Raw genomic sequence first — 19,413 nt, 5'->3', positions numbered from 1 at the left:
TGGGCGCGCCCTTGGACACCCCTCACGAACCCGGGCGGGAGCCTGCCGAGGGGCTCGACCGGCGTTTCAATGTCCGCCCGGAATATTGCGGCTACCGGGCTCGGCGTTACGTCGCCCGCTTCTGTGGCGAGTGGATCGGCGAGGCTCGGACGCGCAGTGAAGCCCGGGCGCTGGCGCGCAGCTGGCGCGAGCACCGTTTCTGAGCCGCGCGGAGCGGATTTGCGGAAGAGGTCGACCAAAGGAGGACGCGGCTGCTCTGCAGCCGCGGCTTTTCTAGTCGCCTCCCTAAGGGGCGTAGCCCCTCGCGCGCGGGGCGTGAAGTCTCCGCTCCGCTCCGACCGGCCGGAGGGGTTTCCCCAACCTTCCTCCCTTTGGTCGTGCAGGCCGGGAGATACCCCTCCCCTCCGGCCGCGCCCCACTTGCTACCCCCAGTCTCGCCGACGGGCAGGGGTCAGGGCGGGGGCCCTGACCCGACCATTAGCCCGTGGGATTTCCTGAAATGTTCCAGCCCTCCTTCTCTCCCCTTCCGACCGCTTTCGACGACGGCCGCGAGCAACCTCCCGAGGCTCAGCTTGAGCAGCTCGGCCATGCCCTGATGACAGAGGTGATCGACGTTTTGAGCGACACCCAGCTTGAGGACTTCCGGACGCTCATTTGCGAGGCGTTGATTGGCGCCTTTCATTCCGCCGCCCAGCGGATTGACCGCGATGCCGACAATCAGCGCGACGACATCAACCGCCTTGTGCGCGACAACGACGGAAGCGAGATCGCAGACGTTGAATTGCAGCAGGCGATCGCCAAGACCCGCGCGGCGGACATGGCGGTTGTCGCGGTCGAGGCGATCCGCGACGCCGCAGCGCAGGCCTACACCTCGGCGACCGGCGACGTCTGGACCGCCTGGAAGGGCACGGTTCGGGCCTCCCGCGCCACGGCGGCGCAGATGGAGGCGCGCGACGCCCTTCGTGCAGCCAAGGCGCGGAAGCACGCGGCGACGGATCCGGGCGCAACGATTGTGGCCTTCCGGGCGGCGCCACAGGCTGACACGGCGGACGACGCGCAGCGCATCTTTGACGCCCTGAACTGGGCGCACCAGCAATGGCCCGAGATGGCGCTGGCGACAACCGGGGCGAAGGGCGGCGAGAAGATCGCGATCAAGTGGGCGCAGCAGAAGAAGGTTACGCTTGTGCTGGCCAAGGCTGATTTCGACAAGAACGGCCGGGCAGCTCCGTTCCGTGCCAACGACCAACTGATGGACCTTGAACCGGTTTGCGTTCTGACCCTGGCGAACACGCTCAACACTGAGCGGGGCGCGAGCTTGCAGCCTTTCGGCCCGGCGCTGAACCTCGGTCAGAAAGCGGCCGAGAAGGGCGTGCGCCACTTCCCTGTGAAAGCACGGCCTTAGGGCCAATGGGCGGCCCGACGGGCCGCCCTTCCCTCCCTGCTGGTCGGGCGGGAAATGAGCGCCTTCAGCGCCGGTGGTTTTTGCCTCGACGCTGCAGCTGTCACTTACAAGCCGACCACAGCGTCGAGAGTGCGGAGCAAGCTGCGCCCTCCCCTTGCGAATTCGGCTGAGGGCAAAATTTGCGCGGCCGCGCTGCGGCCGCGCGAACGAATCACCAACCCCAAGGTCGTGTGAGGACGGAGCGCGAACCCTCCCACCTGTTGGATTTCGTTCCTGTGCTGTTCGCTGGCGGCCAAGTGCGCGGGTCCGCGGAGGCGTGCCCGCCCTTGGGGGGCCGGCGCCGGACCATAATGGTGCTCGTCACGGTCCCCGTATTCCTGGTCTCACCGTGACCGCCTTGTCCCCTGCCGTGTGGTGACCAAGCGCTCGATCTGCCCGCTCGCTGCTCCGGCTGCCGGTGAAGCGGTCGGGGCTGACCCCAACCCCTCTTCCCCTCGTGGACCCGTCGGGGCCGTCTCGGAGAGGCAGGCCATTGCCCTGCACAGGTCCTGATCTCGACCGATCTCCAGGGTGACTTGCTTTGCTGTTCTTTCGTTCCGCGCCAGCGGACCCGAGACTGTCGATCTTGCGACCGTTGCGGATGCGGGACGCGGACGTCGCGCCGGCGAAACCTTGATCTGGAGCCGCCGAGGCGCCGTCATCACCATTGCGCAGGTCGATCCCGTCGGTCGGCGGTCTGGCGCGATCCATCACGTGAACCTAGGGCGGGGCGGTCGTGGTCAAAGCCGACCTCGCGAGCGAGGCGAACTCGCCGGACCCTCCGACCTTCGCTGCGCTGCAGGCCGGTTTCCGTCGACCTCGGGCTTTGGCCCCTCCCCTCTCCCCCGCCCAGGACGGTCTCGTGATCGCGGCGGGACCGCGAGCCGCCGGGGCCTCTCCCGGCGGCAGATGGAGAAAGACGATGCTCAACAAGGTCCAACTCATCGGTTTCACCGGCGCGGAGCCCGAAATCCGCACGACGGCGGGTGGCAAGAAGGTCGCAACGCTCCGGGTGGCCACCAGCCGCTACACCAAGAAGAACGGCGAGCGGCAGGACTACACGACCTGGCACTCGGTCGAGATCTGGAGCCCGAGCACCGTCACATGGCTCGACACGCGCGGGCTTGCGAAGGGCTCCAAGGTCTTCATCGAGGGCGAGATCCGCCACGACCGCTTCACCGACAACCAGGGCGTCGAGCGCTACTTCTCGAAGGTGGTGGTCACTACGGCCGCGCACGAGGTGAAGTCCCTGGATCGTCCAGGCGACAACGCGGACCGCGACGAGGACTAACGCGGCCCGGCGCCCGTCCCGAAAGGTCGGGCGCCCTCCCCTCGCCCGCGACGGCTGGCTGGAGTGCGAGCGTGGCCGAGCACCGAATCCGGCTAGCCTTTTCCGGTGCTGTGGTGAGCTACACGGACGGCCCTCGGCCTGGAAGCTAGTGGGTCTAGACCTACTAGACCCACTAGACCGGAAAGTGACCCTAGGTATGCTAGGCGGGCTAGTGCTGCTAGGCGCGACGGAGTGGCTAGCTTTCCGGAGTGCTAGGCGGGCCGGAGAACAAGCGGGGCTAGACATCTTGCGAATCCGGAATACCGTTGGCTCCGGACGTCCTGTGCGCCGGAGCCACAGGACGTCCGGACCCACCGCAAGTCTTGTCATTCAGGAAGTCTTTACCATCCGGATGTCATCTGCTCCGGACGTCTAGACGCACACGCACGGAGAGCGCCATGGCCTTAGTCCTCTTCGCAAACACCAAGGGGGGGAGCGGTAAAACGACCGCGGCCCTTGTCCTGGCGGGCGAGCTCGTCAATCACCGGGCAAAGGTGGTTCTGCTCGAGGGCGATCCAAACCGGCCGCTGATGAACTGGGCTCAAGCGCGCAACATGCCGTCGCTGGAAACGTCGAGGTCGCGGGTCAAGTCTCCGGCTGAAGCCTGCGATCTGATTGAGAAAAGCGCCGTCACGGATGCGAACGGCGGCCGGCTGGCCGTTGTTCACGATGACGATCAGGAAGGGGTGTTCGACTGGATCGAAGGCGCTTCGTCCTGGGCTCATTTCGTCATCGCGGACCCCGAGGGCAGCCCGAACGAATGGTTGACCGATGTCGCCTCGCAAGCCGACCTGGTGATCATTCCGTTCGCGCCGTCCGCCCTGGACGCAAAGCAAGTGTCTCGGACGGTGCAGGTCCTACAGCGCGTGTCGAAGCGGTCCGGCAGGCCGGTGAACTATCGGATCCTGCTCACCCGGGCCGGCGGCGTGATGACCCGTGACGAGCGGGAAATCCGGCGGAGTCTCGTGGAGAACGGCCTTGCGCTGATGAAGACCACACTCCGCGAGCGCCCGGCCTATAGGGGGCTGTTCAAGCTCGACTCGACGATGGGGGAGCTCCCGGACACGGCGATCAACGGCTTGGAGAGCGCACGGCGAAACGCCGCCGAGTATGTGTCGGAGGTCCTCTCAATCCTGAAGGCCGCCGCTGACGAACAAACGAGGGCTGCCTGATGGCAAAGGAAGATCCTTTCGGTTTCGCCGCTGCGGCCGAGACGAACGACGTCGACCTGTCGGCCTTCGCTCCGAAACCCCGCCAAATCGACCGTGCGGCGGCTGAGGCGGCCACGGAGGTCGCTCAAGATGCGGGTTTCACCCGCCGCGCCGCAAAGCCAGGGCCTGCGCCGCGCGGTCGAGCGGCCGCAAAGCCCGCGCAGGCCGCGGAAAAGGGCCGTAAGCGCCGCGTTAGCCTGCAAGAGCTCCTCGGCATCGAGGACCGCTATCCCGAAAGCGAGCGGGCGCAGCTGAATCTATTGGCGCCGGTTCCGGTCGTCTTGCGCTGGCGTCAGCTCGTGAAGGACGCCAGCGTGCCGGCGTGGGAGGTGCTGGAGCGGGCCATGGACGCGATGGAGGCTCAAGCGGCCTCCGACACCCCCAAAGGCCGGTCTTGATGTCTGGCGCGCGCGTCCGCTGCGAAGTTGGTGAGCCGCGTGCGAGCCGGATTGGCGGGGAGGGGAGGGCGCATGTCCCCACCTAAGCCGTCCGCCCGCCAGTTCGACCTGTTCATCCCGTTGATGCGCGACCTCCCGCTGAAAGATCAGCGGGAGACGATGGAGCGGCCGTTCTTCAGCCTTCAAAAGCGCAAGCGCCTGAAGCCGATCGAATACGCCAGCGCCGACGGCGAGGTCCGGGTGAAGGTCGAGGCCGTGCCGGCCTATGGAATGGCGACGATCTGGGACGGCGACATCCTGATCTGGGCGGCGAGCGCCTTGAACCGCCTCAAGGCGGAGGGGCGCAATGACCTGCCTCGTGAGCTGAAGACGACGGCGTACGACCTGCTGCGATCGATCCAGCGCGACACCGGCGGAAAAGGCTATGTTGAACTCAAGGCGGCGCTCGACCGGCTGACCACCACGACGATTTTCACATCGATCCGAGCGAAGCGAGGACGCGACAGCCGGTTTAGCTGGCTTGATTCATGGAGCGTCGAGGTCGACCCGGTGACCGAAAAGCCGATCGCCTTGAAGATCACGCTGTCGAACTGGGTCTACGAGGGGATCATCAACGAGAAATCGGTGCTCACGATGCATCCCGATTACTTCCAGCTTTCCGGCGGTTTGGAACGGGCGCTGTACCGGATCGCACGTAAACATGCCGGCGACCAGGAGCAGGGATGGACCTGCCGCGTCTCCTTACTTCACGAGAAGTCGGGGTCGGATAGCGCGCCGAAGGAATTCGCGCGCATGCTGCGGAAGATCGTGGAAGCGAACGATCTGCCCGAATACGACCTGGCTTTCACGACGACCGGTGACAATTCTTCCGCCGTCCACTTTGTCCGGCGAACTGCGGCTGAACGGGCCAAATTCCGAGCGGAGCTTGAGGCGGAGACGGCCCAAAGGACGCGCCGGGCTCGTGAAGACGCCCGAGCCGCCGAGGTTGATGGCGTTCCCGAGCTGATTTTCAGACGCCGCGCCTCCTCCGCCGACAGCTAACGGTCTATCACACACCCAGCCTGCTAAAATGGCTATAATACAATGGCTTGTGAGGGACATGTAAGGCGCCCTTGTACCGCTTGAGGCACGGGGTTTCGCCCACCCGAGACTCTCCTCCCAACCTCCTCGTCCTTAAGATCCGGTTAATTTCCGCGATCGCGCCTGGAAGTTGGTGACGATCGGGGCGGTCCCTCATTCCAAGGACGGTCAAGTCAGCGTCTGAGGGGCTTTCGGGGCCAAAAACCCCACCGGATGGCCAGCGGGCGGCGCGTGCACCAGGTGCTGGACTTCACCGTCGGGGGATCGCCCACCGGGCAAACGCTGCGGGGGATCGCCCACCGTCCCTCACGCTCGCGTTTCGGGGTTTCACACACCGCAATATCGTCACCTCGTCGGGGTTTCACCCACCGCGCGGACGGCTTGCCGCCTGTGGATGGTGACGGGGGAACACACGCTTCAGCTTCGGGGGATCGCCCGCGACAAGTGCGGGGGATCACACACCGGATGACGGGTTATCGCCCACCCGGTCTACGTCGAAGCCATTGGCTAGGTGAGGCTTTCGGGCGGCATTTTGCAGCTTAACTGTCCTAACCTTCTCAATAACGAGACTCCTAATGCGCCGTTGAGGGGCCGCTCGATCCAAAGGGCCAAGGAGAGGGCCCTTTGGTCCGAGCTCGTTGGACAAGCGGCGATCGACCAGCATGGATCTGCGTTGCAAGGCGGGATGCGCTGGACCTCCTCACCCGGCAAGATCGGTTCGAGGATCTCCGCCGAATCTGAGGCGGCGACCAAAGCGGGTGCGCCTGGGATGGTTGTGACGCCGTTGACCGCCGACTGAGCGGCGATGTGAACGTGAGCAGCGGCGGATGCTGGCCGATTTTGTGCAACAGTCACGCTTAGCGAGTGTCTGTCGCGACGCGCATTTAGGGTTGTGTTTGGCCGCGGGTTGATGTGCAATTTCATGCAAATCGCACCTCCTCCCCGGCGCGTTCTTGAGCTTCAGCCGGGGGAGGGGCGTTCACCCAAACCTCGAGCGGGGCATGTCGTCCAGTCCATCGCCGAACAGCCGGCGTCGTCGCTTTCGGATTCTCGTGTGGTCGACAGCGCCGGTTGCGGTTGCGGCTGCTGTTGCGGTGTTGGCGCCGCACCCTTCAGTCCTCTGGAACGCCAGCGATAGCGAACCCCAGGGCCTCTACGTCCGGACGCCTGAGACGCCCCGCCTCGGCCGGGTGATCGCGTTCAAGGCGCCGGCCTCGGTTTTCCCCTATGCCGAGCGTCGGATGGACTACCTTCACCGCATCCCGATCCTGAAGCAGATCGGGGCCGCGGCGGGTGACAGAGTGTGCACCCTGAACGGCGAGTTGCGGATCAACGACCGGCGTGCCGGACCGGTCTATGCGCACGATCGATATGGCGGCGAACTGCCCCGTTGGATCGGGTGCAGGCGTCTCGCGGAGGACGAGTTTTTCGTCTTCTCCGATCGCATCCCGAACAGCTTCGACAGCCGGTATTACGGCCCTCTGCGCGCACCTGAGGTGGTCGGCGTGTTCCGGCCGGTCTTCACCCTTCCTGGCCGTCCTGGAGCGCTGTGATGGATCCCGCAGCCCTTGCGAGCCTGTGCCTGTTGCTCAGCCGGAACGCCTCGGCGGATCCACTTCCGGCGGGTGTGACCTGTCCGGCCCGCACGTCGGCCGTCCTCTCCTCAGCCCGGCCGGGGAGCCCTATGACCGGGGCGGGCTTGGCAGCCCGGGTCGCGTCAGCTGAGGCTCGCGACGGCATCGCTCGGGTGGCCTATGCAGAAGCCGCAAACCAGGGCGACAGCGGGCTTGCGGGTGTCGTCTACACCATCCTGAACCGGCTGCAGGATGGGCGTTGGGGATCCAGCGTCGACAGCGTTCTGAATGCGCCAGCTCAGTTTGAGCCAGTGCTTCGGGTTGGCGGAACCTGGCGCAATCTTCGCCCGGTCAGCGATGCCCAACGCGCCCGGATCGACACCATCCTCAACCTGGCGCTGGAGGGTCGTTTGCCCGACCTGACGAACGGCGCGCGCTATTTCCAGAACGCGACGATCGTGGCCCAGCGAGAGGCTGCCGGGGCCGTTTCGCGGGGCCTGACGAACTTCGGCGGGGCTGTCCCATCGGCGACGATCGGCGCGCACACCTTCTATGCGGAGACGGGGCGGCGAGGGCGGCCGGGCGCTGGCGTCCGAACAGCCGCCAATAGCACTCCGGCGGTCTCGATGTTCGTCGGGGAAGTCCGGGCGGTCAGCTCGGTCAGCGGCGGCCGGCAGCAAGCGACGACCGACGATGCAGAGAACCTTCTGACGCCGCTCCCTCCTAATGCGGACAAGGCTCCGTCACCCGTCATTCCGGCCCCTCGGTCCGCTGATCCAGTGCGGGGGATCTTTGTGCTGACCGACGGCCGCACCAGCGACCGGCTGGATTAAAGTTGAGGCCGCCAGCTGTCATCGAGGTCGGCGTAATCGGGGTCGATTTCGCTCGGCCGCAGCTCGTCGTCCTGGTCATCGGCCATGGCGCTTTGCGCCATCGCGTCGAAGTCCGGCAGATCATCTCCGGCAGCCTGGAGGGCGGCTTCGACGCCTTCCTCAAGGTCGCCGCCCTGGCGCAAGGGCAGCGGGATGTTGCCGAGGAGTTCGCGGACGGTGAGACGGTCGCGAACCCGATCGACGCGCCGGTCGAGAAGGTCGACCAGGCGCTCCAGAAGATCCTCGCGATCCTCGGTGAAGAAGTCGGCCACCTCTGCCAGCAGAGCGCCGCCAATGATGATCTTGCCGCGCGTCTCCCGCTTGCGCTGGTTGACGGCCCAGAGCGCTTCCAGCCGCTCGACACGGGCCTTCAGCACAGCGAACCGCTGCGCATCGTCGGCAATGTCCTCAAGCGGTTTCGTGTGCCGCTTTGCATGGACGCCGGATTGTCCCTGATCGCGCAGGGCCTGCTCAAGCTCGATCAGCCGATCGCGGAGGAGGTCCTCTTCGGAGAGCCGGCGACCAAGCTTCCGCTCCTCCTCGCGGGCGGCCCACAGCTCCTTTCGTCGCTGCTTCTGGGCCTCTGTGCGCGGGCGGTACTTCGAACGCCGGGTGTTCCTTTTGCGCTTCTCAGTCAGCTTCTCGATCGTCGCCATGTCGCGCTCCGAGACCAGAATTGCCCGCCCCTGGATGGTTTTCGCTACCATGACGGGAATCCATGGTCCACAGTCGGTAAACTAGAATTACGGACAATGGCGCAGTTCCCCATTGGTTGGGCTACGCCCACCAACGACTGCGGTCAGGCGACGCCCGACACCCTTCAAGCCCCCGAACGGCCGGCCGCGGCCTGGTGCTTGAAGCCAAGGGCGGAGCCCTTAGCGATCCCGCCGGCGGCGCCGGCCAGGAGAGGGTGACGTGGCGCAGTACCGCCTCGCCGTTCAGACGATCCAACGCGGCCTCGGTCGTTCGGCCGTGGCGGCCGCCGCCTATCGCGCCGGCGACCACCTCATCGACGAGCGCCTGGCGATGGAGTTCGATTTCTCCGCCAAGGACGGCATCGAGCACGCGGAGATCATCACGCCGCAGGGCGCGCCGGCGGCGTACTCGAACCGAGAGGTCCTGTGGAACGCGGTCGAGGCGGCGGAGCGGCGGAAGGACGCCGTACCGGCGCAGGAGATCCTGCTCTCGCTGCCCCATGAGCTCAGCTTCGCGCAGCGCCGTGAGCTGGTGCGCGAATGGGTGAAAGAGCACCTGGTCGCCCACGGCATGATCGCCGACGTGGCCATGCACCGGCCCGGAAAGGAGGGCGATCAGCGCAATTTTCACGCCCACGTCCTGGTCACGACGCGCGAGGTCGGGCCCGAGGGTCTGGGTAAGAAGAATCGCGACTGGCACCACGCCAGCTTTGTGCCGCGGCTTCGGTCCTCGTGGGCCGAAGTGCAGAACAAACATCTGCGCGAACACCTCGGCCCCAACGCTCCGCAAGTCTCGCATTTGAGCCTCGCCGACCAAGGGCTCGACCGCGCGCCGACGGTGCATCTGGGGCCGACGGCGACGGCGTTGGAACGCAAGCAGATCGCGTCCGAACGCGGCGAGCACAATCGCGATGTGAAGGCGCGGAACACCAAGGCTCATGAGGTTCAGACCGCGCTCGACGAGACCATCGACCGGGTCGCCGCGGCGCGCCCGCGCGTCGAAGTGACGGTCGAAAAGCTGATCGAAGGCGCGCGGAGTTTGCGTGCCGACATGATGTCCGAGCGCGACAGCTGGAAGGCGGAAAAGGAGGGGCTGAAGGCGCCGCCGGTCCCCACTGCCCGGCAGATTGAGCGTGAGCTCACCTCGGGCGCGGTGGCGGCGCGGAACCGCGCGCGGGCCCGTTTCCTGGCGATCCAAGAGCGGGTGAAAGAGACGCGTTCAAAGCGGCTGCAGCTCGTCCAGTGGATCCGCAATCCGGCGCGTATGATCTGGGCCAAGCACGCCGAGCTGAACGCCATCGCCAAGGCTCGTCAGGAGCTCAAGCGCGCCGAGGCGGTGCTCACCGTGCGTCAGGCGTGGGCGAGGTCCGAAAAGGGCCAGGCCTACATCGTCGCGCGCCGCCAGCCGGCGCTGGAAAAGGCCGTCGACGTGACGCGCGAAAAGCGGACGCTCGAGCGCAAGATCAAGCGCATGGACAAGCGGATCGCGACCGCGACCCGCACGTACAACGATCTTCGCGTGGCGCACGAGCTGGGGATCTCTTCATTACGCGTCCCGCGCAGCTCACCGGACGCGACGCGGTTCATGCGCGACGTCGGTCAGCCGACCCGCGCGGTGCTGCAGCAGTTTCCCGCCCAGGAGCGCGCCGCCGCGATCGACCGGATCAATCGCGGCGTCGGCCGCAGCATCACCCAGAACCTTGGAATAAGCCGATAGGAGCCCGCGATGACGGCCGCCTCGAAAGCCAAGACCATTCTGCCTGTCACTGCGCTTGGCATCGTCGTCGCATTGGCGATCTCGACGCAGTTCGTCGCCCACCTCTTCCATTACCCACACGAGTTCGGGGGCGGGCTCTTGGACGTGGGCCGGACGCGGCTCTACGCGCCTTGGAGCTTCCTCGGCTGGTACGCGAAATTCCAGCCGCTCTATCGCCAACAGTTCGACCTGGCGGCCGGCCTGCCTCTGCTCCTGATGTTCGTACCCGCCATGCTCTGGATCGGCCTGAGCAAGCGGCCTCCGGTGCGCGAGGCGCCGGAGTTTGGGGCCGGGAGCTGGGCGACGCTCAAAGACGTCGCCAAGGCGAAACTGCTGCAGGAAGGGCCGGCCGTGACAGGGCGGGTGTTCGGCCGCTTCGCGGGCCGATACCTGACCTACAACGGTGTCGAGCACGCGATCATCGTCGGCGCCTCGCGGAGCGGGAAGGGGGCGGGGCACGTGATCCCGACCTTGGTCTGCTGGACGCAGAGCGCGTTCATCTACGACCGCAAGGGCGAGCTCTGGCACATCACCGCCGACCATCGGCAGAAGTTCAGCCACGTCTTCTATTTCGCCCCGACGGACCCGAACACGGTCCGCTGGAACCCGCTGTTCGAGGTCCGCCAGGGGCCGATGGAGATCGCAGACATCCAGAACGTCGTGGGTATCCTCGTCGACCCGCTCGGCCGCAAGGCGGGCGACCTCAGCTTCTGGGATCAGAGCGCGACGGACTTCTTCACGGCCGTGATCCTGCACGTTCTCTACAGCGCGCCGGCCGAACAGAAGAACATCGCCCACGTGCGGCGGCTGCTGATCAACATCGAAGCCACCCTGCACGCGATGAAGAACACCTATCATCGCCACCGGCCGGACTTCCACGCGGCTGACGGACTGGCGAAGGGAGAGGACGGCAAGCCCATCCCGGAGATCCATCCGGAGGTGCTGCTCGGCGCCCGGGCGTTCGAGACCATGGAGCCCAAGGTGCGATCGAGCGTGCTCGCCACGTGCCGGGCTTCGCTGACGCTGTGGGCCGACCCCTTGGTCGAGTACGCCACGAGCTGGTCCGACTTCATGATCGGCGACCTGGTGTGCTCGGAGGCGCCCGTCAGCTTCTACATGATCACGCCGCAGGCCCACGCCGATCGGCTGGCCTTCCTCGTTCGCGTGTTCACCCGGCAGACGATCAACAGCCTCATGGAGAGCGAGCACGTCGACAGCCGAGGCCGCACGAAGCTCCATCGCCTGCTGCTCATGCTGGACGAATTCCCGAAGCTCGGGAGCCTGCCCTTCCTCGAGAACGCGATGGGCGAAATGGCCGGCTACGGCATCACCGCCCACCTGGTCTGCCAGAGTTTCAACGACGTGTTCTCGAAGTACGGCGATCGCACGCCGCTCTTCGACAACATGCACATCACCGCCACCTTCGCGACGTCCGAGCCGAACAGCATCGAGAAGGTCATCCGGCGCGCCGGCAAGTCCCTCGAAATGCGCGCCAGCTACAGCGATCCCCGAACGATCCTCGGCAATTCGCATCGCTCGATGTCGCAGTCGGAGCAGCAGCGGTACATCCTCTCGGAAGAGGACGTGCGTGAGCTGGACGACCGCAAGCAGTTCATATTCGTGAACAACACGAAGCCGATCCTTGCGGACAAGATCCGCTACTACGAGGAGCCGTTCTTCAAGGACAAGACGGGCGATTACTTCCATGGGAAGCCCGCCGTCTACAAGCAGCGGCCGGGCGAGGCGGACCTGCCCGGGCGCCCTGTGATCGATTGGGCTCGCGTTCGAGCTGTCATAGCGGCGCCGCCGCCACCGCCGCCCCAGTTTGTTGAACCGATCACCCCGGCCGAAGACGGCGACGCCAACAGCGCGATCGAGCCGATCGAAACCCTGCAGCGCGACGACGACGATTCCCTGCCGGGCCCGGCCTGAGGGACGGCTTTCGCCGCCTCCGCCCGCCTGGCCTCCAACTCCTGACGGACACCCCCATGCCGCAACACCACTTCGCCACCCAGAACCGAAAGGTCGCTGCCCTCAAGCAGGCGATGGGCCCAATCATCGCCAGCGCGCTCGCCGACCGCATGGTCGTCGAGGTGATGGTCAATCCGGACGGCCGGATCTGGGTCGACCGGATAGGGGAGGGGCGCTCCTTCACCGGCCACATGCTGGACAGCGCCGACGCCGATCGCATCCTCCGCCTCCTGGCCGACCACGTAGGCGAGGTCGTCACGCGCGACCGGCCCCGAGTGAGCGCCACGCTTCCCGAGACCGGAGAGCGCTTCCAGGGCGCCTTCATGCCCGTGGTCTCCAGTCCGGCCTTCGCGATCCGCAAGCGGCCCGAGGTGGTCTTCACCCTGGCGGACTACACCCGGCAGGGGATCATGAGCGAGGACCAGGCGGCGATCATCCGCCGTGCGGCCGAGGCCCACGACAACATCCTGATCGTCGGCGGCACCGGGTCCGGGAAGACGACGCTGGCCAACGCGATCCTTGCGGAGCCGGCGTTCGCGAACGATCGCGTCGTGCTGATCGAAGACACAGCCGAGCTTCAATGCTCGGCAATGGACAAGATCCAGATGCTGACAAAGCGGACTGATCCGCCTGTCACCATGACCGACCTTGTGCGCGACACGCTGCGCCTGCGACCCGACCGCATCATCATCGGCGAGGTGCGCGACGGCTCAGCGCTGGATCTTCTCAAGGCCTGGAACACCGGACATCCCGGCGGGCTGGCGACAATCCACGCCAACAGCGCGGCCGAGGGGCTGACTCGCCTCGAGGATCTGATCGGCGAGGTCTCCGAGCGGATCCCCTATCGGGCGATCACCCAGTCGATCAACGTGGTGATCTACATCGAGCGTACGCCGACGGGGCGGCGGGTGCGCGACGTGAGCCGCCTGGTCGGCCGAGAGGGCGAGGCCTACCAGTTGGAGGCCATCCGCCACTGACGACGGCCACGAGGGGCGGGAAGGGGAGGCTTTGGCTTTTCCGCGTCTCGCGGGACGATTCCGGGTTTCGGGGAGCGAGGTGGGGTCTTCATGCGCATCGAGAGCATGCCGCCGGCGGTGCGGGCGGCCTGGAAGCTGATGGCCATCGCAATGCGCGCCAAGGCGCTGAGGGGGTGCAATTTTGGAGCGGCTTTGCAGTTTGAAGCGCTAAGCTTGGCCGCAGGGGGCTCGGATGCGCATTGTTCACATCGAGATTCGGAACTTCCGCGGCATTGGGTGCCTGGATTGGGCGCCGGCGCCGGGCCTGAACTGTCTGATCGGTCCGGGCGACGCCGGCAAGACGACGGTGCTCGACGCCATCGAACTCGCGCTCAACCCGCGGCCAAACTTTGTTTGCGAGGACACGGACTTCCACGGTCTCGACCTTATGGTAGCCGCGACGATCACTGTCACGCTCGCAGGCCTGCCCGACACCTTTTGCTCGGACGCCCGCTATGGGTTGCACATGAGGAGCTGGGACGCCGAGCGTGACACGATTGTCGACGAGCCCGGCGGGGGTGAGGAAGCGCTCTCCGTGCGGGCAACCCTGGAGCCGGACTCCCTCGAGGCGCGCTGGTCAATTTTCCACGAGCGGCTCGCCCCGGACGAGGATCCGCCGACCCTGAGGTGGCTCGATGCGCGGCAACTGGCCACCACGCGCCTCGGACCCTACGCCGACCGGCACCTGAGCTGGGGGCGGGCGTCGGTGCTGCACCGGATCGGCGACCGCGCCAACATGAACGCCCAGCTCGCGGCCGCGGGCCGCGCCGCGCGAGACGCGTTTCGGGCTGGCGACCGTACGGTGTTCGGGCCGGCGGCCGCCCGTGCGGAGAGGCTCAGCCAGCAATTCTCCGTCGCTGTACGCGACGGCTACGCGGCCGAGCTGGACATCCAAGGGGTACTGGTGACCAGCGGTGGCGTGGCCCTGCACGACGGCCCGCTGCCGCTCCGCACGCTCGGCACCGGTTCGTCACGCTTGGTGGTGTCGGGGCTGCAGCACAACACCGGCGGTCCGCACATCGCCCTGATCGACGAGATCGAGCACGGGCTCGAGCCGCATCGTATTGCCCGCCTGCTCCGACATTTGCGCAACGCCCCGCTCGGCGACGACGAGGCGGCTGGCGAGGCCGCGTCGATCTTCCCGCCGCAGGTGTTCATGACCAGCCACTCGCCGGTCGTGATCCGCGAACTTGGTGCCGGCGACCTGCGCGCTGTGCGCCGGAACGGTGGCCGCGTGAGCGTAGGCGACATCGCCGGCACGGCCGAGACCCTCCATGAGGCGCAGCGGCATCTGCGGGCCAACCCGGAGGCTTTTCTGGCCCCGCGGATCCTGGTGGGGGAGGGGAAAACTGAGTGTGGGCTGGCCCGTGGCCTGGACGACCTCTGGTCGGCCACCGGGTCCGAATCTTTCGCCTGCCAGGGCGTCGTCGCGGTCAATGGGGGCGGTGTTCCTTCCGCCCCCACCTTCGCGCGCCATCTGCGGGAGCTAGGTTACGAGGTTCTGGTGCTGTTGGATTCGGATGAACCCCCAGACGCGGTGACGATCGCGGATCTGCGGTCGCAGGGGTGCGAAGTGGTGATCTGGCCCGGTGCCTGCTCCACGGAACAGAGGATATTCCTCGATTTGCCCTGGTCCAAGGTGCGTGAGCTGGTGGACCTCGCCGTTTCCTTCGAAGGGCCAGACCGGATCCTCCACACGATCAACGCCGCCTTACCGGAGGGGATCGCGAAACTCACGTCGACGGCCTTTCCCGCGTCAATTGAGACCGAGGAATTCCGCCGCATTCTCGGTAGGGCAGCGAAGACGAAGGACAAGGCTTGGTTCAAGGACATCGCCCGTGCCGAAACCATTGCCGGCGTTATCCACCCGGTGCTCGGCCGGATCGCCGAGACGCCGCTCGGTATCAGCCTGTCGACTGTCCGGCAGTGGGTCGATGGGTGACGGCACCGGCGACGATCTGACAGCCCAGGTCGCCGCCGCCCGCGCTGGCTGCGTGATCGCCGCAGCTGGATGTGGCAAGACCGAGGAGATTGCACGCGCCACCAAGCTGTCCGGCGGCCGCAGGCTGATCCTCACCCACACCCACGCCGGCGTGGATGCGCTCCGGCTGCGGCTCAAGCGCCTAAAGACCCCCGCGACGCTCTATCATCTGGAGACGCTGGCGGGTTGGTGCCTGCGCTATGTCTTGGCCTTTCCCGTGACCTCCGTGTTCGTGATCGGCGAGCCAAAGACTTCGGCAGACTGGAAAGCGGTCTATGCGGCGGCGACCCGCCTGGTCCTCAGCGGCGCCGTCGACCGGGTACTTCGCGCCTCCTACTGTGGAGTCTTCGTGGACGAGTACCAGGATTGTGGGCTCGACCAGCACGCCGTGGTGGTCGCCCTCGCGTCGCGCCTACCAATATGCGTCTTCGGCGACAACTTGCAGGCGATCTTCGATTTTGGCGACCAGACGCCGGTGCGCTGGGACACCGACGTCTTCCCAAGCTTCCCGGTCGTTGGCCGCCTGAACACGCCGCACCGCTGGATCAACGCAGGGAACCCGGAACTCGCCGCATGGCTCGCGTCCGCGCGCGCCACTCTCGAGGCGGCGCGCGCCCTTGATCTACGTGGCGGCCCTATCTCGTGGGAATGGCTACCCGACCAGCCTGGGCCCCGTCAGCAGAGGATCGTCTCCGCCTGCCTGAACGCCATGAGGCAGGAAGGCCGACTCGTCGTCATCGCCGACCCAAAAAACGAAGGCACGCGGGCCCAGATCGCAAAGGTGCTGGCCAAGCGGGGTTTTTCCAATATCGAGCCCGTCGACTGCAAACAGTTGTTCCGCTCTGCCGCGGCTCTGGAGAATGCTTCGGACGACCGACGCCTGGCGGCCGCCCTCAACTTCCTCAGCGCGTGTATGACCGGCCTCACTCAGGCGGCTTACGTGAAGGCCGTGGCGTCTCGGGCCGCTGGCGGCCGGTTGGGCGCGGCCCAGTTCGGTGAACTCATTGAGTTCGGGCTCGCCGTCGGCCGTCCTGGCGGCATTTTGGCCGTTCTGGACCTCTTCGATGGCTTTGCGGGCCGGTCGGACACCCATGTCTTCCGCCGCGAGATGTTCTTGGCCATGCGCTCGGCCCTTACCATGCTGGTCGCCGGCGACGTCCAATGCCTCCAGGACGCGCTCTGGCAGGTGCAGAACCGGTTGCGTCACGCCGGCCGGCGCATCGCGATACGCAGCGTTGGCAGCACCCTGCTGGTCAAGGGCCTCGAGTTTGAGCACGCGGTGATCGTCCACTCGCCCAACATGAACCACAGGGACTGGTACGTGGCCCTCACGCGCGCCAGCCTCACCGTGAAGGTGCTTTCGCCGCGTCAGACCCTGACATTCGGCGGCGAGTGACGACTGCGCGGCCGCCTACCCTTTGGCCTTTCGATTTTATCAACCGGCGCCCTGGAACCAATCCACGCCCCAGCGATCATCCAGCCCCAATGGGAGCAATCCAGCCTCATAGATAGGGGGGGAGGTCGGCGGTCATCAGATAATGCATGAGGTCCGAGTTTGTGATCACGGCGTCGTAAAAGAGATGCTGCCAACTGTTCGGCGTAGGATCCGCGGCGTCGAAGCTGAAGCTTTCCAGTGTCGCGGCAACGTCCTGATTCTTCGCCCGCATGCGCGAGACGTTCCGCAGAAGGCGGCGGTGTTCGTCAGTAAAGAACTTAAGGAAGCGGCCCGGGATGTGAAGCTCGCGCAAGTGGGAGGCGACCAGAGCAGCTTCCCTCTCCGCCAGGCCGAAGGGTGCCAAGTAGAACATTGGTTTATCGAAGGGAGGGTCGATCTTCATCTTGAGGATCTGAGCCTTGATGAATGTATCGAAATACGGGTGCAAGAAGTAGCGTGGCTCGGCAGAGTCGCCAGTCTTTTCCAGCTTCTTGGCCTGGCACGCGTCACACATAGGAAACAGGTTCGCCGGCGTGAGCGAGAAATGGGGGTAGCGGCCCTTTGGCAAATAGTGGTCGAGGGTGTTGGGCCGCCCAGGTTCGCCGCAGGCGGGACAGAGCGTCAAGTCGTGTTCTCGCAGCCGGGCGAGAACCTCGCCGTGCGCTGATTCGGGATCGGCGCTGTTGTAGAGGTTGTGAAATTTCCCCTTGTGAACCATGACGTCCAGCCAGACCGGCACGTGCTCTGGGGATCCCCCGTGATCGAGATAGGCTTGGACGCGGTCGCGCCATTCCGCCGCCCAGCCCGTGAAGAGAGCCGCGTTCGGCCCGTTCTGGCGCTCTGCGACGACGGCGTCCACCAGGTCGAGGCCGCAATCCTCGGGCAGGTCCAGAGACATCACCACAGGACGTCTTCATCGCGGCGAAGGCGGTCCAGGCCACGGATCTGGATCACCAGTTCCTCATTGATGTCCTCGCCAAGCGCCTCGATCAGGGCGTCAGCTCCGCGGTGCTCCTCCAACTGCTCCCGAATCCATCCTTCGAACGGCTTGGACGTCGCGCTGTCGCCGAAGACGTACGAACTGATCCGCTGCACGTCGCCGCCGAACGTCTGGAAGGGCGGCTTGCGCACCACCAAGCCGTCAGTGGTGCGTTCGAGCACGTGGACGCAGGCGCTCGGGACTTCTCGCACTGTGACTTCTGAATGGGTCGCGACCAGTGCCTTTGAGTTGAAGCGGTCCAGGATCTGTTTGAGCATCCCGATGAAGCGGATCTCAAGCGCCGGATGAAGGAACAGTTCGGGCTCATCGATGAGCACTAGGCTGTCCCGCCTGATCGCGCCAAGGATGTTGATGACAATGAAGGAGAAGAGGCGTTGGCCGGAACTCAGCTCAACCGGCATGCCGTCCTTGAAGAAGGTGACGCCGTGCGTGGCCAACATATCGGTCTGGACCGCGTCCGCCTTCAGATGGGGAACGTCGGCCGAGGCGATCGGCAAGTATCTGCCGGCGTAGGCACCGTCAGCGATGTTGATCATACCGTTGTCAGTCAGAAGATCATCTGTGTAGCGCTCGAGTTCCTTGCCGATTTTGATCCGCACGGCGGCGACATCGAACGCGAACGCGGACCGCAGGACCTGCTCAGCGGTTTTCAGCTTCTGCGTCCAGCCAGGGAAGCTTCGATACCGCTGGTCGTCGGTTAGGCAATCCAGCAGCGATGCGGCGGCGTCACGCTTTGGCGCGTCGTGGGTCAGGACAATCCTTCGACGACCGTCTAGGTCCTGCCGTGGAGCTCGGAAACCGAAATATCGATAGATAGACTTGTCCTGGAGCTTGGTTTCGGACAGGTCGACCGGAAATTTCTCGAACGGGCTGTAGGAGACTACCACCATCTGGCTGAGGTTCGGCTTCTCAGCGAAACCGGTCTTGCCGCGCCGATCCCCGTCCTTGACCCAATCCCGAACGATCTGATGGAGGATCTGAGATTTCCCGGCCCCGTTGGTGCCAATCAGGACATTGACGTCGTGGGGCAGGGGACCTTCGGACTGAAATTTGAGGCCTAGAGTGGAGATTTGGCCGAACACGTCCTCGAACCGGAAGCCCAGGTCCAGCACGGCCATCTGCTGGCGGGCGAAGATTTTCCAGCCATCCAGGAACGTCTTCTGCTCGCCGCGCTCGCGCTGGAGCGACTTCTTGAACGTCGACGAACTCATCAATCCAGTCGCGGAGGGATCCTGAGTTTCGTGAATGAGCAGACTGGCGTCCCTCAACTGGAGGGCTACGGAACGCGCGATCTCCACGCCAAGGATTTCGGAAATCTGCTGATAGAAGGTGATCTCCGTCGGAGTCGAGAGGTAGTTGGCATTCTCTAGCGGAAAGCTTCCATCCCACCCGACCTTCAATCGATGGTCGAGTTCGGTGGAAGTTGTGAACACATCCTCAATCATCAGCTTGATAGAGCCCAGCTCGACTATCTGGCCTTGGATTCGACTGGTGGAGACGAAGGTGGTCTTGTGGCCGTAGTCATCCCAGTTGTTGGTGAGCAGTTCAATCACGTCACCATCGTCCGTTGGATCGGGATTCACCCTCCGGCTCGACCGCCCGCGGTAGACCACCTTCATCGTGCTCGCCTGTGCTCTGCGTCAGCGCGAGTCT

The 19,413-nt window shown here is 65.4% G+C and carries 16 protein-coding genes; 13 read left to right on the top strand and 3 right to left on the bottom strand.

Features of this window, described 5'->3' with window-relative positions; all coding sequences use genetic code 11:
• From ACSQ2B_RS26390 to ACSQ2B_RS26355, 8 genes are all read left to right on the top strand, one after another.
• Positions 1-203: hypothetical protein (locus tag ACSQ2B_RS26390; RefSeq protein ID WP_436054395.1), on the top strand; the 203-nt coding region annotated here is incomplete at its 5' end.
• Between the two features lie 296 nt (positions 204-499).
• Positions 500-1,402 carry a DUF2493 domain-containing protein gene (locus tag ACSQ2B_RS26385; RefSeq protein WP_436054394.1) on the top strand — a complete coding sequence of 301 codons (903 nt, stop codon included), beginning with the start codon at positions 500-502 and terminating at the stop codon, positions 1,400-1,402.
• Positions 1,403-2,363: 961 nt separating this feature from the next.
• A complete protein-coding gene (locus ACSQ2B_RS26380; RefSeq protein ID WP_436054393.1) occupies positions 2,364-2,732 on the top strand; it encodes a single-stranded DNA-binding protein in 369 nt (122 codons plus the stop codon).
• A gap of 437 nt (positions 2,733-3,169) precedes the next feature.
• The gene (locus ACSQ2B_RS26375; protein WP_436054392.1) at positions 3,170-3,943 is read left to right on the top strand and encodes a ParA family protein; all 774 of its coding nucleotides are present in this window, start codon (positions 3,170-3,172) and stop codon (positions 3,941-3,943) included.
• On the top strand, positions 3,943-4,380 hold the full coding sequence (locus ACSQ2B_RS26370) for a hypothetical protein (RefSeq protein ID WP_436054391.1): 438 nt from the start codon (positions 3,943-3,945) through the stop codon (positions 4,378-4,380). Before ACSQ2B_RS26375 ends, ACSQ2B_RS26370 begins: the two co-directional genes overlap by 1 nt.
• A gap of 72 nt (positions 4,381-4,452) precedes the next feature.
• Positions 4,453-5,421 carry a replication initiator protein A gene (locus ACSQ2B_RS26365; RefSeq protein WP_436054390.1) on the top strand — a complete coding sequence of 323 codons (969 nt, stop codon included), beginning with the start codon at positions 4,453-4,455 and terminating at the stop codon, positions 5,419-5,421.
• 1,040 nt (positions 5,422-6,461) lie between these two features.
• The gene (locus tag ACSQ2B_RS26360) at positions 6,462-7,013 is read left to right on the top strand and encodes a S26 family signal peptidase (protein ID WP_436054389.1); all 552 of its coding nucleotides are present in this window, start codon (positions 6,462-6,464) and stop codon (positions 7,011-7,013) included.
• A 131-nt stretch (positions 7,014-7,144) separates the two neighbouring features.
• Positions 7,145-7,867 (top strand): cell wall hydrolase, encoded by a 723-nt coding sequence (locus ACSQ2B_RS26355; protein ID WP_436054388.1) that lies wholly within the window; start codon positions 7,145-7,147, stop codon positions 7,865-7,867.
• On the opposite strand, the gene ACSQ2B_RS26350 is transcribed toward ACSQ2B_RS26355, so the two are convergent.
• Positions 7,864-8,562 (bottom strand): hypothetical protein, encoded by a 699-nt coding sequence (locus ACSQ2B_RS26350; protein WP_436054387.1) that lies wholly within the window; start codon positions 8,560-8,562, stop codon positions 7,864-7,866. The genes ACSQ2B_RS26355 and ACSQ2B_RS26350 overlap by 4 nt on opposite strands.
• 259 nt (positions 8,563-8,821) lie before the next feature.
• On the opposite strand from ACSQ2B_RS26350, the gene mobQ reads away from it, so the two are divergent.
• From mobQ to ACSQ2B_RS26325, 5 genes are all read left to right on the top strand, one after another.
• The gene (gene mobQ, locus ACSQ2B_RS26345; protein ID WP_436054386.1) at positions 8,822-10,318 is read left to right on the top strand and encodes a MobQ family relaxase; all 1,497 of its coding nucleotides are present in this window, start codon (positions 8,822-8,824) and stop codon (positions 10,316-10,318) included.
• A gap of 9 nt (positions 10,319-10,327) precedes the next feature.
• Entirely contained in the window at positions 10,328-12,289 is a 1,962-nt protein-coding gene (locus ACSQ2B_RS26340) for a type IV secretory system conjugative DNA transfer family protein (RefSeq protein ID WP_436054385.1), read from the top strand.
• 56 nt (positions 12,290-12,345) lie between these two features.
• The gene (gene trbB / locus ACSQ2B_RS26335) at positions 12,346-13,305 is read left to right on the top strand and encodes a P-type conjugative transfer ATPase TrbB (protein WP_436054384.1); all 960 of its coding nucleotides are present in this window, start codon (positions 12,346-12,348) and stop codon (positions 13,303-13,305) included.
• Positions 13,306-13,537: 232 nt separating this feature from the next.
• Entirely contained in the window at positions 13,538-15,286 is a 1,749-nt protein-coding gene (locus ACSQ2B_RS26330) for an ATP-dependent nuclease (RefSeq protein WP_436054383.1), read from the top strand.
• Positions 15,279-16,721 (top strand): UvrD-helicase domain-containing protein, encoded by a 1,443-nt coding sequence (locus ACSQ2B_RS26325; protein ID WP_436054382.1) that lies wholly within the window; start codon positions 15,279-15,281, stop codon positions 16,719-16,721. The genes ACSQ2B_RS26330 and ACSQ2B_RS26325 overlap by 8 nt, the downstream gene beginning before the upstream one ends.
• A 106-nt stretch (positions 16,722-16,827) precedes the next feature.
• Here ACSQ2B_RS26325 and ACSQ2B_RS26320 read toward each other — a convergent pair whose 3' ends face one another.
• Together ACSQ2B_RS26320 and ACSQ2B_RS26315 are read right to left on the bottom strand one after the other, a co-directional pair.
• Positions 16,828-17,658, bottom strand: a complete 831-nt coding sequence (locus ACSQ2B_RS26320) for a hypothetical protein (protein ID WP_436054381.1) — start codon at positions 17,656-17,658, stop codon at positions 16,828-16,830.
• The gene (locus tag ACSQ2B_RS26315; protein ID WP_436054380.1) at positions 17,658-19,379 is read right to left on the bottom strand and encodes an AAA family ATPase; all 1,722 of its coding nucleotides are present in this window, start codon (positions 19,377-19,379) and stop codon (positions 17,658-17,660) included. The genes ACSQ2B_RS26320 and ACSQ2B_RS26315 overlap by 1 nt, the downstream gene beginning before the upstream one ends.
• Positions 19,380-19,413: the final 34 nt, after the last annotated feature.

This window comes from Phenylobacterium sp. LjRoot225, assembly GCF_964252855.1.
Classification (GTDB): domain Bacteria; phylum Pseudomonadota; class Alphaproteobacteria; order Caulobacterales; family Caulobacteraceae; genus Phenylobacterium.
The sequence above is the reverse complement of the archived record's forward strand: the minus strand, read 5'-3'. Positions and strand labels throughout refer to the sequence as shown.

Excerpts from the sequence above, each read along its gene's own strand:
- ACSQ2B_RS26385 (WP_436054394.1), top strand. The coding sequence starts at position 500 with ATGTTCCAGCCCTCCTTCTCTCCCCTTCCGACCGCTTTCGACGACGGC.
- ACSQ2B_RS26380 (WP_436054393.1), top strand. The coding sequence starts at position 2,364 with ATGCTCAACAAGGTCCAACTCATCGGTTTCACCGGCGCGGAGCCCGAA.
- ACSQ2B_RS26375 (WP_436054392.1), top strand. The coding sequence starts at position 3,170 with ATGGCCTTAGTCCTCTTCGCAAACACCAAGGGGGGGAGCGGTAAAACG.
- ACSQ2B_RS26370 (WP_436054391.1), top strand. The coding sequence starts at position 3,943 with ATGGCAAAGGAAGATCCTTTCGGTTTCGCCGCTGCGGCCGAGACGAAC.
- ACSQ2B_RS26365 (WP_436054390.1), top strand. The coding sequence starts at position 4,453 with ATGTCCCCACCTAAGCCGTCCGCCCGCCAGTTCGACCTGTTCATCCCG.
- ACSQ2B_RS26360 (WP_436054389.1), top strand. The coding sequence starts at position 6,462 with ATGTCGTCCAGTCCATCGCCGAACAGCCGGCGTCGTCGCTTTCGGATT.
- ACSQ2B_RS26355 (WP_436054388.1), top strand. The coding sequence starts at position 7,145 with ATGACCGGGGCGGGCTTGGCAGCCCGGGTCGCGTCAGCTGAGGCTCGC.
- ACSQ2B_RS26350 (WP_436054387.1), bottom strand. The coding sequence starts at position 8,562 with ATGGCGACGATCGAGAAGCTGACTGAGAAGCGCAAAAGGAACACCCGG.
- ACSQ2B_RS26340 (WP_436054385.1), top strand. The coding sequence starts at position 10,328 with ATGACGGCCGCCTCGAAAGCCAAGACCATTCTGCCTGTCACTGCGCTT.
- trbB (WP_436054384.1), top strand. The coding sequence starts at position 12,346 with ATGCCGCAACACCACTTCGCCACCCAGAACCGAAAGGTCGCTGCCCTC.
- ACSQ2B_RS26330 (WP_436054383.1), top strand. The coding sequence starts at position 13,538 with ATGCGCATTGTTCACATCGAGATTCGGAACTTCCGCGGCATTGGGTGC.
- ACSQ2B_RS26325 (WP_436054382.1), top strand. The coding sequence starts at position 15,279 with ATGGGTGACGGCACCGGCGACGATCTGACAGCCCAGGTCGCCGCCGCC.
- ACSQ2B_RS26320 (WP_436054381.1), bottom strand. The coding sequence starts at position 17,658 with ATGTCTCTGGACCTGCCCGAGGATTGCGGCCTCGACCTGGTGGACGCC.
- ACSQ2B_RS26315 (WP_436054380.1), bottom strand. The coding sequence starts at position 19,379 with ATGAAGGTGGTCTACCGCGGGCGGTCGAGCCGGAGGGTGAATCCCGAT.